Origin of the sequence: Actinomadura sp. KC345, from assembly GCF_004348515.1 — a bacterium.
Classification (GTDB): Bacteria; Actinomycetota; Actinomycetes; order Streptosporangiales; family Streptosporangiaceae; genus Spirillospora.
The window spans coordinates 1-13716 of record NZ_SMKH01000221.1; the positions used below are offsets into that span (position 1 = coordinate 1).

The following is a 13716-nucleotide window of genomic DNA, read 5'->3' on the forward strand; positions in this document are numbered from 1 at the left end:
CGGCAGGCCGGGCCTCGTGATGGGCGGACCGATGCGCGGACGCGGCGGTTCGATGCGCGGAGCGAGGGGCTCGGGCCGGGGAGCGACCGGTCGCGGGAGTTCCGGCCGCGTTCCGGACGGCCGCGGCGCCCGGAGCGGCCCCGTGCTCGGCGCTTGGAGGAGCCGCCCCGGCGGCGGACCCGGTCCCGGCAGCCCGCCGGGCCGCCGGGGCCCAGGCGCCCGGTGGCGCCGCGGCCCGGCCCGAAGGCCAAGCCGCGGCGCGGGCGCGGTCCCGCCGACCGCATGAGCGTCGGCGCGATCGTGCTGTCCACCGCCGTCGGCCTGTCCCTGCTGGGCATCGCCGAGCGGGCGCTGCTGGACGGCGGGCCGATCGGCCGGGACTCCGGTCCCGCCGGCGCGGAGCGCGCGATCGCTCCGCCACAGGGGGGCGGCGGCGCCCCTGCCGGGCAGCGGCCGCAGCAGCCGCAGCGGCCCGGACAGGGCGGCGGCACCACGCAGAAGTCCCCGCCGAACCTCGGGGTGCTGTCCGCGCAGGTGCGCAAGCTGACGATCGACCAGCGCGGCGCCGCGGCCCAGGAGTCCTACGGCGCGCCGGCGGGCGGCCGTCCGATCGTGGACACCTCCCGGACGAGCGCCGACAACGGCTGGGTCCTCGGCACCACCGCGCTTCCCGTCCCCACCGGCAGCGCCGCCTCGCCCGAGGTGGCGTTCTACGCGGCGCGCTGGACCGGCGAGAGCTGGCAGGTCGCGCTGTCGGGGAGCAAGGAGTTCGGCGCCCTGCTGGACGCCGCGCCGGCGAACGTCCTGCCCGCGGCGGAGGTCCGCGCGCTGCGCCGGTACAGCTCCGTCACCGGCGCGCAGGCCACCGCGCTCGTCAACGGCACCCGCGCCGGTGACGGGCTGGTCCTGCCGTGGAAGGTCGGCCAGGCCTGGACGATGACGACCGCGGAGAGCACCGCGCGCCCGCTGGGCTCGCTGGCGTTCTCGGGCGGCGACGGGCGCGTCGTCGCGGCCGGTGACGGCCGCCTGTACCGGTTCTGCGCCGACTCGACCGGCAACGCGCTGATCATGCTGATCCACCCGAGCGGCGTCGCCAGCACCTACTACCACCTGCGGGGCGTGGCGCGGGTCCGCGACGGCGGCGTCGTCAGCCAGGGCGCCCCGCTCGGGCGCACCGGCACCGACCGGCCCTGCGGCGGGGCCGCCTCACCGCGCGCCGAGGTCGGGTTCGGGCTGCGCAGCGGCGGCGGGATCGTCCCGCTCGACGGCGCGCAGATCGGCGGATGGACGTTCCGGGAGCGGGCCAACCCCCTCCTCGGGTTCGCCGAACGAGGTGCTCTCCAGGTGCTTCCCGGGGGACTGATGGCCAACCTCGGCCGCGCCCCCGTGGGGGACGACCTTCCATCGTCATCGCCGTCCCCCCGCCCGTCGCAGGACGACGGCGCCGGATCGTCTCGCGCCCCGGCGGCGGGCGCTACCCAGAACAGGAGTCAGAGCGGTGCGAACTCGCAGCAGTGATGATCCCATGGTCCCCACCTGGGCGCTGCGCCTCGTCCTCGCGGGCGCGGTGCTGGTGCTCATCGGCGCGGCGACCCCCCAGGGCGCCGTCGCGGTCGCGAACGTGCAGTACTTCCTGAACTTCTTCGCCGGCGTCTTCGCCCTGGTGGCGCTGACCATCGCGGTCATGAGCGGCCTGCTGGCCACCGACCGCCTGATCCTGAAGATCCGGCACCGGGTCCTCGCGCAGGCGCTGCACCGCGCCTCCGCGATCGTGGCGGTCGCGATGCTGTTCGCGCACGTGTCGGTGAAGGTGATGGCGGGCCTCGCGGTGCCCGCCAACATCGTCATCCCGACGGGCGGTGCGGTCGGGCTCGGCACGATCGCGTTCGACCTGCTGCTCGTCATCGTCGTCACCGGCATGCTGCGGGCGCGGTTCGCGTTCCGCGGCAAGGCGTGGGTGTGGCGGTCGATCCACGCCCTGGCCTACATCGCCTGGCCGTTCGCCATCGTGCACGGCCTGATCACCGGGCGGGCCGCGGCGAACTGGGTCGTGCTCTCCTACGTGCTGAGCGTCGTCTTCGTCGTGCTCGCCCTGGTCACCCGCCTCATCGTGGTGGTCAAGCCGCGGGAGCTGAACCGGGTCGGCGACGAGATCGACCCGTTCACCCGGCCGGACGGCGCCGGGCGCCGCCGCGACCGGCGCGCGATGGCGGCGATGGAGCACGAGGAGGCCCGCGCTGCCGCGGCGGCCCGCGCCAGGGAGGCCGGCCCCTACGACGGCTACGACGACTACGGCGAGTTCGAGGACTTCGACGACCCGCGCGGCACGGTCCAGGATCCGCGCGGCATGCCCGTGTACGGCGGCGGACCCGACACCGAGGCCTACCGATGACGTCGGCCGTCACCGTCTCCGGCATCGGCGGCCCGCGGCTGACGCTCGGGTTCGACCGGTTCGACCGGCTCGACCTCGACCGGCACCTGGCCGTGCACGGCAAGCTCCTCGCACCGGAGCTGGACGACGTCGTCCGCATGTGCGAGCAGGTCGACCTGAGGGGACGCGGCGGCGCCGGCTTCCCGTTCGCCCGCAAGCTGATGGCCGTGGCGGCGCGGGTCAACTACCCGACCTCCGACCAGAGCGCGCTCCTGCCCGGGGAGAAGGCCGGCGGACGCGGTTCCAGCGAGGACGTCGTCATCGTGGTGAACGGCGCCGAAGGCGAGCCCGGCAGCTCCAAGGACAAGGTCCTGCTCGGCCGGGCGCCGCACCTCGTCCTCGACGGCGCCCAGATCGCCGCGGCCGCGCTCGGCACGCAGCGGATCGTGGTGGTGGTCGAGGACGACGAGGCCGCCCGCTCGGTCCGCGCCGCGATCAGCGAGCGGCGCATGCCCGCGCGGGTCGTCCGCGTGAGCGAGCGGTTCATCTCGGGGGAGAGCGGCGCGGTGGTCCGCGCGATCAACGGGGAGACGCCGATCCCGCCGGGCGTCAAGGTGCGCGCGTCCGACTCCGGTGTGGACGGCTACCCGACGCTGCTGTCCAACACCGAGACGTTCGCGCAGCTCGCCGTGCTCGTCTCCCTCGGCCCCGACCTGTACGCCTCGACCGGCACCGAGGACGAACCGGGCACCACGATGCTCACCATCGGCGGTACCCAGGTGGTGGAGGCACCGCTCGGCACTCCGCTGGAGGCGGTGCTCGGCCACTGCCGGGTGCCGCCGTCGCCGGGCGTGCTCGTCGGCGGCTACCACGGGATGTGGCTCGGCCGCGCCGCGGTGTCGCGGGCCCTGCTGTCGCGCGCCGGGATGCGCCGGGTCGGCGGGACGGTCGGCGCCGGGATCATCCTGCCGCTGGCGGAGGGCACCTGCCCGCTCGGCGAGGTCACCCGGATCGCCTCCTACATGGCCGCGCAGTCGGCCGGGCAGTGCGGGCCGTGCCGGCTCGGGCTGCCCGACGTCGTGCGGTCCCTCAACTCCCTGACCGAGGGGGCCGGGACGGTGGAGGACGTCCGCCGCGCCGCCGGCGTGGGCCGGGGCCGGGGCGCCTGCACCCATCCCGACGGGACCGCCAGGTTCGTGCTCTCGGCGATGGAGGCGTTCGCCGCCGACATCGACGAGCACCGGTGGGGCGGCGGCTGCGGCCTGTCGACCTACGGCGTCCTGCCGCTGCCGGTGCCCGACGGCTCGGAGGGCCGGGTGGCGATCGACTGGAGCCGCTGCGACGGGCACGGCCTGTGCGCCTACGTCGTCCCGGAACTGATCCAACTCGACCGGTACGGCTTCCCGGTGGTGCTCGGGACCGACATTCCCTCGTGGATGGAGAAGGACGTGCAGAAGGCGGTGGCCATGTGCCCCGCATTGGCGCTGCGCGTCGTCGACGGCGTCCCGGGCATGCCGTCGCGGCGCTGACCCGCGGCACGAGGACCGATTCCGGGCCAGGAGAAAAGAGGAAAAAGATGAGTGCACTTGAACCCCGGACCCGGTGCGGTGCGTATTACCCTCCGAACCCGCGCCGGGCCCATCGAGAGATCCTCGAAAGGAGGAAGAAGTTCCCTTGAGGAAATCTTACGGAACCGCTGAAATGCGAAGGCTCCCGCGCTTTCGCTTCGGCCGTCCGCTGCTGATTCTGGCGGCCGTCGCGGCCGTGGGGGCGGCCTTCGTGGTCGTCATGAACCCGGTCGGCGTCCCCACCAGCGGAGCGGCGAACCTCGGCGGCACCGTGAACACTCGCTGGGGACGGCTGAGCACTTTGGACAGACAGCTGCTTGTCGCGGTGCGGCAGGCCGGCCTGTGGGAGATACCCGCGGGCCAGCAGGCACATCAGCGTGCCTCCAGCCCACGGGTGAGAGAGGTCGCCGAGATCATCTGGCAGCAGCACGTGCAGCTGGATGCGGACGCCCGCACGACCGCGGACAAGCTCGGCGTGCTCCTCCCGAACGAGCCGAACGGGACCCAGAAGGCATATCTAAGAGAGATGTCGGGCAAATTCGGCGCTGATTACGACAAGATCTTCGTGCACCGGCTGCGCGCCGCGCACGGGGCGGTTTTCACCGTCATCGCCAAGGTGCGCTCGCAGTCCGAGAACAGCGAGGTCCGTGCGTTCGCCGAACGCTCCATGAAGTTCGTGAACACGCACATGTCGCTGCTGGAGAGCACGGGCCTGGTCCCCAGGCGTGCCCTGAAATGACGTACATCCCACCCCGCAAAAGGGAGTACCTTTCCATGGGAAGTAGGAAAAAAGCCTTCGCCGTGATGATCCCGGCGCTCGCCCTTGTCGCGTCGGCGTGCCAGGTGGAGCCCGGCGGCACCGCGGCCCCGCAGCCCGGCGCGAGCTCGCCGGCCGCCGGCGGTTCGGACCTCGACGGGGGCGACATCAACGACGTCGGCAATCCCGGCGACCCCGGCGGCGGCCAGGAGCCCGGCCAGCAGCCGCCCGGTGACGGCGAGCAGCCCCCGGGAGACGGCGAGCAGCCCCCGGGAGACGGCGAACAGCCCCCCGGGGATGGCGAGCAGCCGCCCGGTGACGGCGAGCAGCCCCCAGGTGACGGCGAACAGCCCCCTGGGGACGGCGAGCAGCCTCCCGGTGACGGCGGCGACGAAGGAGAAGGTGACGAAGGAGACGGCGGCGAGGAAGGCGACGGCGGCGAGGGCGACGGAGAGGAAGGCGACGGCGAGGAGGAGATCGAGATCCCCGAGCTGCGGGCCGACCAGTATGTCCCGATCGCGCAGGCGCCGCGCGTGCGGCAGCCGCGCGCGACCCGGCAGGGGTCGACGGGCGTGTTCAACGTCGGCGACTGCGGCACGAACGAGGGGCAGGCGCACAGCAACCCCGACAACGTGGTCGCCGCGCCCGGCGTCGAGAACGGCGCACACCACATCCACGACTACGTCGGCAACCTCGACACGGACGCCTTCTCGACGGACGAGTCCCTGGCCGCGGCCGGGACGACCTGCCAGAGCGGCGACAAGTCGACGTACTACTGGCCGGTCGTCCGGGACCGCAACGGCCAGGACAACTCGGAACGCGAAGTCGCCGAGCAGAGCACCGCTGACGGCAACGTCGGCAGGATCGTCGAGCCGACCGAGGTGCGCCTGCAGTTCCTGGGCAACGCCCAAAGCCAGGTGACCGCGATGCCTCCGTTCCTGCGGATGGCCACCGGCGACGCCAAGGCCGTGACGAACGGCCTGCAGAACGCGAAGGCGCAGTGGACGTGCACCGGCTTCGAGGAGCGCGCGTTCACCGACAAGTACCCGCTCTGCCCCGAGGGCAGCCTGGTCACGCGCGTGCTGAACTTCGCGAGCTGCTGGGACGGGGAGAACACCGACAGCGCCAACCACCGCGATCACATCTCCTTCCCCGACGAGCGGACCGGTGCCTGCCCCGAGGGCACGCAGGCCGTGCCGCAGCTGCGGATGACGCTGACCTACGACGTGCCGGCCGAGCCGCTGGCGTTCGCGCTGGACAGCTTCCCCGAGTCGGGCCACGACCCGGTGACCGACCACGGCGACTTCATCAACGTGATGGGCGACGACCTGATGGAGCAGGCGGTCAACACCATCAACGGAGACGGCCAGGGCAACGGCGGGAACCAGAACGGCGGGAACCAGAACGGCGGGAACCAGAACGGCGGGAACCAGAACGGCGGGAACCAGAACGGCGGGAACCAGAACGGCGGGAACCAGAACGGCGGGAACCAGAACGGCGGCAACCAGAACGGCGGCAACCAGAACGGCGGTGGCCAGGAGCCCGCGACCAGGACCAAGCACGGTCACTGATCCACCCGACGTCCGGGTGGCCCGGACCGCCCTGGGGTGACCCGGACCCGCGGCCGGTGAGGACGCCGTCTTCGACCTTCGGCGGCGCCTCACCGGCCGCGCTCGCGCGTGCCGCGCGACTCCGGACGCCCGGAGTCCGTACGATCGCGGCATGGACATCGTGATCGCGGGCGGACACGGGAAGATCGCGCTGCGGCTGTCGCGGCTGCTGGCCGCGCGGGGGGACGCGGTGCTGAGCATCATCCGCGACCCCGGCCAGGCCGGCGACGTGCGGGACACCGGCGCGGAGCCGGTCGTGGCCGACCTGGAGTCGGCGGGCACCGCGGAGGTCGCCGGCCGCCTGTCCGGCACGGACGCGGTCGTGTTCGCCGCCGGGGCCGGCCCCGGCAGCGGCGCGGCCCGCAAGGACACCGTCGACCGGGCCGCCTCGGTGCTGATGGCGGACGCGGCCGAACGCGCCGGCGTCCGCGGCTTCGTGCAGATCTCCGCGATGGGCGCGGGCGAGCCGCCCGCGCCGGGCCGCGGCGAGGTCTGGGAGGCCTACATCAGGGCGAAGGGCGAGGCGGAGGACGACCTGCGCCGCCGGGACGCCCTCGACTGGCTGATCCTGCGGCCGGGCCGCCTCACCGACGACCCGGCCACCGGCCGGGTCACGCTCGCCGAGCCGCCCATCGGGCACGGCGCCGTGACCCGCGACGACGTGGCGGCGGTCATCGCGGCGCTGCTCGACGCCGGCGACGTCCGCCGCCGCACCCTCGACCTGCTGGGCGGCGACACCCCGGTCGCGGAGGCGGTCGCCGCCCTGCGCTGAGCCGCCGGCCCGTGCCGGCGGGGTCAGCCGGTGTAGAGCGACTCGATCTCGTCGGCGAAGTCCTTCATCACGACGTTGCGCTTGACCTTCAGGCTCGGCGTCATGTGCCCGGCCTCCTCGGTGAAGTCCACGCCGAGGATGACGTGCTTCTTGATCGACTCGGCCTGGCTGACCGACTTGTTGGCCTCGGCGATCGCGCCCTCGATCTCGGCGATCACGTCGGGGTCGCGGCGCAGCTCGTCGACCGTCATCGTCCCGGCCTTGCCGTGCTGGGCCTTCCAGGGGCCGAGCGCCTCCTCGTCCAGCGTGATGAGCACGCTGATGAACTTGCGGCCGTCGCCGACGACCAGGCACTGGCTGACCAGCGGGTGCGCGCGGATCCTGTCCTCCAGCGGCGCGGGCGCGACGTTCTTGCCCGCCGCGGTGACGAGGATCTCCTTCTTGCGGCCGGTGATCCGCAGGTATCCGTCCTCGTCGAGGGAGCCGAGGTCGCCGGTGTGGAACCAGCCGTCCTCCAGGGCCTCCTTGGTGGCGGCCTCGTTGTTCCAGTAGCCGCGCAGGACGTTGACGCCGCGGACGAGGACCTCGCCGTCCTCGGCGATGCGGATGTCCACGCCCGGGATCGGCTGCCCCACCGTGCCGACCTTGAGGGCCGTCGGGCGGTTGACGCTGGCGGGCGCGGTCGTCTCGGTGAGGCCGTAGCCCTCCAGGATCGTGATGCCGACGCCGCGGAAGAAGTGCCCGAGACGCTCGCCGAGCGCGGCCCCGCCGGACACCGCGTAGGTGACCCTGCCGCCGACCGCGGCGCGCAGCTTGCCGTACACCAGCACGTCGAAGACCTTGTGCTTCGCCTTGAGCCCGAGGCCCGGCCGGCCGGCGTCCAGCGCCCGGCTGTAGGCGATCGCGGTCTCCGCCGCCGCCTTGAAGATCTTGCCCTTGCCGTCGGCCGAGGCCTTCTGCTCGGCGCCGTTGTAGACCTTCTCGAACACGCGCGGGACGGCCAGCAGGAAGGTCGGCCGGAAGGAGGCGAGGTCGGGCAGCAGGTTCGGGATGTCGCTGTGCCCGAGGACGATGCCGCCCTCGATCGTGGCGACCTGGATCAGACGGGCGAACACGTGCGCCAGCGGCAGGAACAGCAGGGTGGAGCTGCCTTCGACGGCGACCTCCGCGATCGCGCCCTGGACGGCGTTGCGGGACGTCGCGACCAGGTTCCCGTGGGTGATCTCGCAACCCTTGGGGCGCCCGGTGGTGCCGGAGGTGTAGATGAGCGTGGCGAGATCCGCGGCGTTGCGGGAGCCGCGGCGCTCCTCGACCACGTCGTCGCCGATGCCGGCGCCCAGTTCCCTGACCTCGTCGATGCCGCCCGCGTCGATGCCCCACACGTGCGCGAGTCCGGGGAGGCGCCCCCGGACCTCCTCGACCGAGGCGAGGTGCGCGCCGGTCTCGGCGAAGACGGCCTTCGCGCCGGAGTCGCCGACGATCCATTCGATCTGCTCGGGGGACGACGTCTCGTAGATGGGGACGGAGACCGCGCCCGCCGTCCACACCGCGTAGTCGAGGAGGGTCCACTCGTAGCGGGTCCGCGACAGCAGGCACACCCGGTCGCCGGACTCGATCCCCGCGGCCGTGAGGCCCTTGGCCACCGCCGTGACCTCGGCCGCGAACTCGGCCGCGGTGACGGCGCTCCAGGCGTCGCCGCTCTTGCGGCGCGCCACGATGGCGCCCGGCTCCTCGCCCGCCCGGGTGAAGGGCGCGTCGGTCAGGGTGGCGGAGTCGGGGACCTCCACCATCGCGGGGACGCTGAACTCGCGCACGGCGTGCTCCTATGGTCGGTCTTCGAGGTGGCGGGGAAGGCCGCGGAGGCTTCTCCGTGCAGGAATGATACCCACGAGTAGCCGTATTTCCCGGAGGTACCGCCCATCGGCATCGGCTGACGGCCCGGGTTAACGGACCGGCAAAGACCGGCCGCCGCCCCCGGGCCGCCGCCGCGCGGTCGCCTACGCTGGGGCCGGTCGCACACGAACGGTTCCGGGGGATCGCCATGTCGCTGCTCGAAGTGATCGCGCTGGACGCCGAGGACGCGCGGGCGGCGCAGGACGGCGGCGCCGACCGGATCGAGGTCGTCGCCGACATGGCCGCCGACGGCCTGACTCCCGATCCTGACGTCGTCGGGGCCGTTCGGGAGGCCACGTCCCTGCCGATGCGGGTGATGCTGCGGGCCAACGCGGGGTTCCGGACGACCGGGTTCGAGCTGGACCGGCTGCGGCGCACCGCCGCGGGCCTCGCCGAGGCGGGCGCGGACGGGTTCGTGCTCGGCTTCCTCGACCCGTTCGGCCACATCGACACGGCCGCCACCGGCAAGCTCGCCGCCGCCGTGGCCCCGCTGCCCTGGACGTTCCACCGCGCGGTCGACCACGCCGCCGACCCCGGCCCGGCGTGGGACGCCGTCCGGCACCTCGGCGGCGGGCTCGACACGGTGCTCACGGCGGGCTCCGCACGCGGCGTGGACGCCGGGGTCGGCGTCCTGGTCCGGCGCGCCGCCGAGGACCCGGCCGCCGCGGAGATGATCATGGCCGGGGGCGGGCTGCGCCGCAAGCACGTCGCGATCCTCGCCGCCGCGGGCGTCACCGCGTTCCACGTCGGTACCGCCGTCCGCCCGGACGGCGCCTGGGACGCCCCGGTGGACCCCGCCCTCGTGGGCGAGTGGCGCTCCCTGGTCTCCGCCGCGGCCCGCTGACCACCGGGCCGGCACGCGCCCGGGAGGCGCCCGGCGGACGCGGAACCCGGCCGTTCTCGCGGGCGGTCTGTCCTATTAGAGTCGGTTCATGCGGATCCACGTGGTGAGTGACGTCCATGGCCGCGCGGACGCGCTGCCGAGCGCGGCGGACGGCGCGGACGTGCTCATCTGCCTGGGCGACCTGATCCTGTTCGTCGACTACGAGGACCACGCGCAGGGCATCTTCGCCGACCTGTTCGGCCAGGAGAACGCCGACCGCTTCATCTCGCTGCGCACCGAGAAGCGCTTCGACGAGGCCCGCGAGTTCTCCCGGGGGCTGTGGTCGTCCCTGGACGGCGACGCGTGGCCGCACATCGAGCGCGCCGTCGACCGCCAGTACGCCGAACTGTTCGCGGCCATGCCGTCCCCCGCGTACCTGACGTACGGCAACGTGGACGTCCCGCGCATGTGGGAGGCCCATCTGCGCGACGGCCACCGGGTGCTGGACGGCGAGGCCACCGAGATCGGCGGGCTGCGGTTCGGGTTCGTCGGCGGCGGCCTGCGCACGGAGTACCGCACCCCCTACGAACTGGACGACGACGCCTACGCCGCCAAGGTCGAGGCCGTCGGCGGGGTGGACGTGCTGTGCTGCCACATCCCGCCCGACGTGCCCGAACTGCTGTACGACACGGTGGCGCGCCGGTTCGAGCGGGGGAGCGGGGCGATCCTGGACGCGATCCACCGGACGCAGCCGAGGTACGTGCTCTTCGGGCACGTTCACCAGCCGCTCGCGAGCCGGATGCGCATCGGCCGGACCGAATGCGTGAACGTGGGCCATTTCCGGGCCCGTGGCGTGCCGTACGTCCTGACGGTGTGAAAGATACTTTCTCTAGGACAGCGGGCCGCGCGGGCCCAGGACGAGCCGGAGGGAGACGCAGATGGCGGACCGCACGAGTTCCACCATCACGGTCAAGGCGGGGAAGGCCGAGATCATGGCGGTGATCGCCGACCTTGAGGCGTACCCGGCCTGGGCGAGCGGCATCCGGGAGATCACCGTCCGGGAGACGGGCGCGGACGGCCGGCCGTCCCGCGCCGGGCTGACGTTCGACGGCGGCCCCTTCAGCGACACCGTCGGGCTCGCCTACACCTGGGAGGGCGACGACCGGGCGGTGTGGGAACTGGTGGAGGCGGGCTCGGTCGTCACCGGCCTGCACGGCTCGTACACGCTGGACGAGCGGGACGGGACCACCGAGGTGACCTACGAGCTCGCCGTGGACGTCCGCGTCCCGCTGATCGGCATGGTGAAGCGCAAGGGCGAGAAGCGGATCATCGACACCGCCCTCAAGGGCCTCAAGCGCCACATGGAGAACTGAACAGCCCGAGGCGATACCGTGCACGCCGACGACCGATGGAAGATGGACTCATGAGCGAGCAGCCGGGCGGCGCCCTGGACGAGGCGGCCAAGCTCTTCGACGCACTGATCAGGCGGGTGAGCGGCGGAGGCGACCGCGACCCGGGCCGGGACGCCGGCGCGGACGTGTGGGGCACCGCCACCGCCGAGGAGCCGCGCATCGCCACCGGCGCCCCCGAGTGCCGCGACTGCCCGGTCTGCCGGGCGATCGCGGTCGGGCGCGAGGCGGGCGACGACGTGGGCCGCCACCTGCACGAGGCCGGGCAGTCGCTGATGGCCGCCGCGCTGGACGTGGTGGCCGCCTTCGACCGGACGCGCCGGAACCGGCCGCCGGAGGCGTCGAAGAGCGCCCGGGCGGGTAGGTCCGATCGGTCGGAACGTCCGGAGACGGGCGACGCGTGGTCGGCCGCCACGGGCGGCGGCCCCGCCGGCGTCGGATAGTGCGGTACGGGCTCCAGCAGGGGCGCGCGAGGAGGAGGAAGGGTACATGGCCCTGACCATCGGCGTGGATGTGGGCGGCACGAAGGTCGCCGCAGGGGTCGTCGACGACCGGGGAACGATTCTGGAGAAGGTGCGCAGGCCGACTCCCTCGACCAACCCCAAGGAGACCGCCGAGACCATCGCCGAGGTCGTCGACCTGCTGGCGGGCAAGTTCGAGGAGGTGTCGGCGGTCGGCCTCGGCACCGCGGGCTTCGTCGACGAGGACCGTGCCACCGTGCTGTTCGCGCCGAACCTGGCCTGGCGCGAGGAGCCGATCAAGGAGAAGGTGGAGAGCCTGGTCGGGCTGCCGGTCGTGGTGGAGAACGACGGCAACGCCACCGCGTGGGGCGAGGCCCGGTTCGGCGCCGGACGCGGCGAGAACTTCCTCGTGCTGGTGGCCCTCGGCACCGGCATCGGCGGCGGCATCATCATCAACGGCGAGCTGTACCGGGGGCGCTTCGGCATCGGCGCCGAGATGGGCCACTTCCGCGCCGTCCCGGACGGCCGGCGCTGCGGCTGCGGCAACCGCGGCTGCTGGGAGCAGTACGCCAGCGGCAACGCGCTCGTCCACGAGGCCCGCGACCTGGCCCGGGTGGCGCCCGCGATGGCCGGACGCCTGCTGGAACTCGGCGGCGGCCGCCCCGAGGGCATCAGCGGCCCGGAGGTGTCGCAGGCGGCCCGCGAGGGCGACAAGGCGGCCCTGGAGTGCTTCCGGACCATCGCGCACTGGGCCGGCCAGGGCCTGGCCGACCTCAGCGCGATCCTCGACCCGGGCGCCTTCATCATCGGCGGCGGCCTGTCGGACGCCGGCGACCTGCTGCTCGACCCGATCCGCGCGTCGTTCGAGGACGCCCTGACCGGCCGCGGCCACCGCCCCCTCCCCGACATCCGCATCGCCGAGCTGGGCTCGGCGGCGGGGATCGTCGGCGCCGCGGACCTGGCCCGCGTCCGCCCCCTCCAGGACGTCATCGTCTAGACGCCGTCCGGATATGGCCTCCGTCCGCCTGCTGAGCTACAACGTCCGGTCGCTGCGGGACGACCCGGCCGCCGTGGCCCGGGTCGTCCGCGGCATCGCCCCGGACGTCGTCTGCATGCAGGAGGTTCCGCGCTTCGGGGCCTGGCGCTTCCGGCGCCGCCGCCTGGCGCGGGCGTGCGGCCTGCGGATCGCGGCGGGACGGCGGGCCTGCGGGCTCGCCGTCCTCGCCGCGCCGCACGTCCGCCGGGAGGCCCGCGAGTTCCACCTGCTGACCCCGGACCCCGGCCTGCACCGCCGCGCGCTGGCGATCGCCGTCCTGGAGACCGCCGGAACCCGCCTCATCGCCGCGAGCACCCACCTGGACCTGAAGGACGGACCCCGCCTGCGCCACGTCCACGAGATCCTCACCCACCTCGCCCGCGCCCGCGAACGCTACGGCGCCCCGGTCATCCTCGCCGGCGACATCAACGAGGAACCCGGCGGCCCGTCCTGGACCGTCCTGACCGGCCACTTCCAGGACGCCTACGCGGTCGAACCCGCAGGAGGCGAACCGACCTTCTCCGCCCGCAACCCCGCCAGACGCATAGACGCGGTCTTCACAGAGCCCTCAGTCAGGATCAAGGGCTGCGGAGTGCCGATAGCGGACACGACCCTCACAGCCGACTACCCCAAAGCCACAGACCACCGCCCCCTGACAGCGGAGCTGGAAGTCCCCCAAGCCGACCTCAACCACGCACGCGAGCGCGCGACCTGACGGTGAGGCGATGCCGAAGGCGAGCCTCACCGGAAGATCGCGAAGCGATTCGCGCTCGCACAGGCCAGATAGCGGAGTGGGCCTGGACTGCAATGAACACGCTAGACGACGGCGCCGTCGTCGGGGTCGCGGGGCTCGTCGCCCATGCGCAGGACGAGGGTGACGAAGCCGCCGATGAAGGCGGCGACGGCCAGGAAGGCGGCCCAGCCGGGGACCTCCCAGTCGAGGATCACGGTGACCAGCAGGTAGACGGGGCCGCCGATCAGGGCGACCCAGGCGCCTTTGGTCAGGGGGTCGGCGC

Annotated in this window: 13 protein-coding genes and 1 pseudogene; 12 read left to right on the top strand and 2 right to left on the bottom strand. The window is 73.5% G+C overall.

Going from position 1 to position 13716, the window contains the following annotated elements; translation table 11 throughout:
* From E1281_RS28675 to E1281_RS28700, 6 genes are all read left to right on the top strand, one after another.
* On the top strand, positions 1 to 1518 hold a 1518-nt coding region (locus E1281_RS28675; protein ID WP_207943549.1), incomplete at its 5' end, for a M23 family metallopeptidase.
* Positions 1519 to 1525: 7 nt separating this feature from the next.
* Positions 1526 to 2392 carry a hypothetical protein gene (locus tag E1281_RS28680; protein WP_131882834.1) on the top strand — a complete coding sequence of 289 codons (867 nt, stop codon included), beginning with the start codon at positions 1526 to 1528 and terminating at the stop codon, positions 2390 to 2392.
* The gene (locus E1281_RS28685; RefSeq protein WP_131882835.1) at positions 2389 to 3900 is read left to right on the top strand and encodes an NADH-quinone oxidoreductase subunit NuoF family protein; all 1512 of its coding nucleotides are present in this window, start codon (positions 2389 to 2391) and stop codon (positions 3898 to 3900) included. Before E1281_RS28680 ends, E1281_RS28685 begins: the two co-directional genes overlap by 4 nt.
* A gap of 172 nt (positions 3901 to 4072) precedes the next feature.
* Positions 4073 to 4678 (top strand): DUF4142 domain-containing protein, encoded by a 606-nt coding sequence (locus E1281_RS28690; RefSeq protein ID WP_131882836.1) that lies wholly within the window; start codon positions 4073 to 4075, stop codon positions 4676 to 4678.
* A gap of 35 nt (positions 4679 to 4713) precedes the next feature.
* Positions 4714 to 6267, top strand: a complete 1554-nt coding sequence (locus E1281_RS28695; protein WP_207943550.1) for a DUF1996 domain-containing protein — start codon at positions 4714 to 4716, stop codon at positions 6265 to 6267.
* Positions 6268 to 6418: 151 nt separating this feature from the next.
* Positions 6419 to 7078, top strand: coding sequence for an NAD(P)H-binding protein (locus E1281_RS28700; protein WP_131882837.1), 660 nt, complete (start codon positions 6419 to 6421; stop codon positions 7076 to 7078).
* 23 nt (positions 7079 to 7101) lie between these two features.
* On the opposite strand, the gene E1281_RS28705 is transcribed toward E1281_RS28700, so the two are convergent.
* On the bottom strand, positions 7102 to 8892 hold the full coding sequence (locus E1281_RS28705; protein WP_131882838.1) for a long-chain fatty acid--CoA ligase: 1791 nt from the start codon (positions 8890 to 8892) through the stop codon (positions 7102 to 7104).
* 227 nt (positions 8893 to 9119) lie between these two features.
* Here E1281_RS28705 and E1281_RS28710 point away from each other — a divergent pair, with 227 nt between their 5' ends.
* From E1281_RS28710 to E1281_RS28735, 6 genes are all read left to right on the top strand, one after another.
* On the top strand, positions 9120 to 9815 hold the full coding sequence (locus tag E1281_RS28710) for a copper homeostasis protein CutC (protein ID WP_131882839.1): 696 nt from the start codon (positions 9120 to 9122) through the stop codon (positions 9813 to 9815).
* Positions 9816 to 9903: 88 nt separating this feature from the next.
* Positions 9904 to 10671: a metallophosphoesterase gene (locus tag E1281_RS28715; protein WP_131882840.1), complete on the top strand. Its 768-nt coding sequence runs from the start codon at positions 9904 to 9906 to the stop codon at positions 10669 to 10671.
* A gap of 61 nt (positions 10672 to 10732) precedes the next feature.
* Positions 10733 to 11167, top strand: a complete 435-nt coding sequence (locus tag E1281_RS28720) for an SRPBCC family protein (RefSeq protein WP_131882841.1) — start codon at positions 10733 to 10735, stop codon at positions 11165 to 11167.
* 50 nt (positions 11168 to 11217) lie between these two features.
* Positions 11218 to 11646, top strand: a complete 429-nt coding sequence (locus E1281_RS28725; protein ID WP_131882842.1) for a hypothetical protein — start codon at positions 11218 to 11220, stop codon at positions 11644 to 11646.
* A 46-nt stretch (positions 11647 to 11692) separates the two neighbouring features.
* Complete coding sequence (locus E1281_RS28730; protein WP_131882843.1) at positions 11693 to 12661, top strand: ROK family glucokinase; 969 nt, start codon at positions 11693 to 11695, stop codon at positions 12659 to 12661.
* A gap of 13 nt (positions 12662 to 12674) precedes the next feature.
* Positions 12675 to 13415 (top strand): endonuclease/exonuclease/phosphatase family protein, encoded by a 741-nt coding sequence (locus tag E1281_RS28735; protein ID WP_131882844.1) that lies wholly within the window; start codon positions 12675 to 12677, stop codon positions 13413 to 13415.
* A gap of 101 nt (positions 13416 to 13516) precedes the next feature.
* Here the strand turns inward: E1281_RS28735 and E1281_RS28740 are convergent.
* Positions 13517 to 13716, bottom strand: a pseudogene (locus E1281_RS28740) (hypothetical protein); the annotation flags it as partial.

What these genes read in the sequence shown, in the direction of transcription:
- E1281_RS28680 (WP_131882834.1), top strand. Translation starts at nt 1,526, where the DNA reads ATGGTCCCCACCTGGGCGCTGCGCCTCGTCCTCGCGGGCGCGGTGCTG.
- E1281_RS28685 (WP_131882835.1), top strand. Translation starts at nt 2,389, where the DNA reads ATGACGTCGGCCGTCACCGTCTCCGGCATCGGCGGCCCGCGGCTGACG.
- E1281_RS28690 (WP_131882836.1), top strand. Translation starts at nt 4,073, where the DNA reads ATGCGAAGGCTCCCGCGCTTTCGCTTCGGCCGTCCGCTGCTGATTCTG.
- E1281_RS28695 (WP_207943550.1), top strand. Translation starts at nt 4,714, where the DNA reads ATGGGAAGTAGGAAAAAAGCCTTCGCCGTGATGATCCCGGCGCTCGCC.
- E1281_RS28700 (WP_131882837.1), top strand. Translation starts at nt 6,419, where the DNA reads ATGGACATCGTGATCGCGGGCGGACACGGGAAGATCGCGCTGCGGCTG.
- E1281_RS28710 (WP_131882839.1), top strand. Translation starts at nt 9,120, where the DNA reads ATGTCGCTGCTCGAAGTGATCGCGCTGGACGCCGAGGACGCGCGGGCG.
- E1281_RS28715 (WP_131882840.1), top strand. Translation starts at nt 9,904, where the DNA reads ATGCGGATCCACGTGGTGAGTGACGTCCATGGCCGCGCGGACGCGCTG.
- E1281_RS28720 (WP_131882841.1), top strand. Translation starts at nt 10,733, where the DNA reads ATGGCGGACCGCACGAGTTCCACCATCACGGTCAAGGCGGGGAAGGCC.
- E1281_RS28725 (WP_131882842.1), top strand. Translation starts at nt 11,218, where the DNA reads ATGAGCGAGCAGCCGGGCGGCGCCCTGGACGAGGCGGCCAAGCTCTTC.
- E1281_RS28730 (WP_131882843.1), top strand. Translation starts at nt 11,693, where the DNA reads ATGGCCCTGACCATCGGCGTGGATGTGGGCGGCACGAAGGTCGCCGCA.
- E1281_RS28735 (WP_131882844.1), top strand. Translation starts at nt 12,675, where the DNA reads ATGGCCTCCGTCCGCCTGCTGAGCTACAACGTCCGGTCGCTGCGGGAC.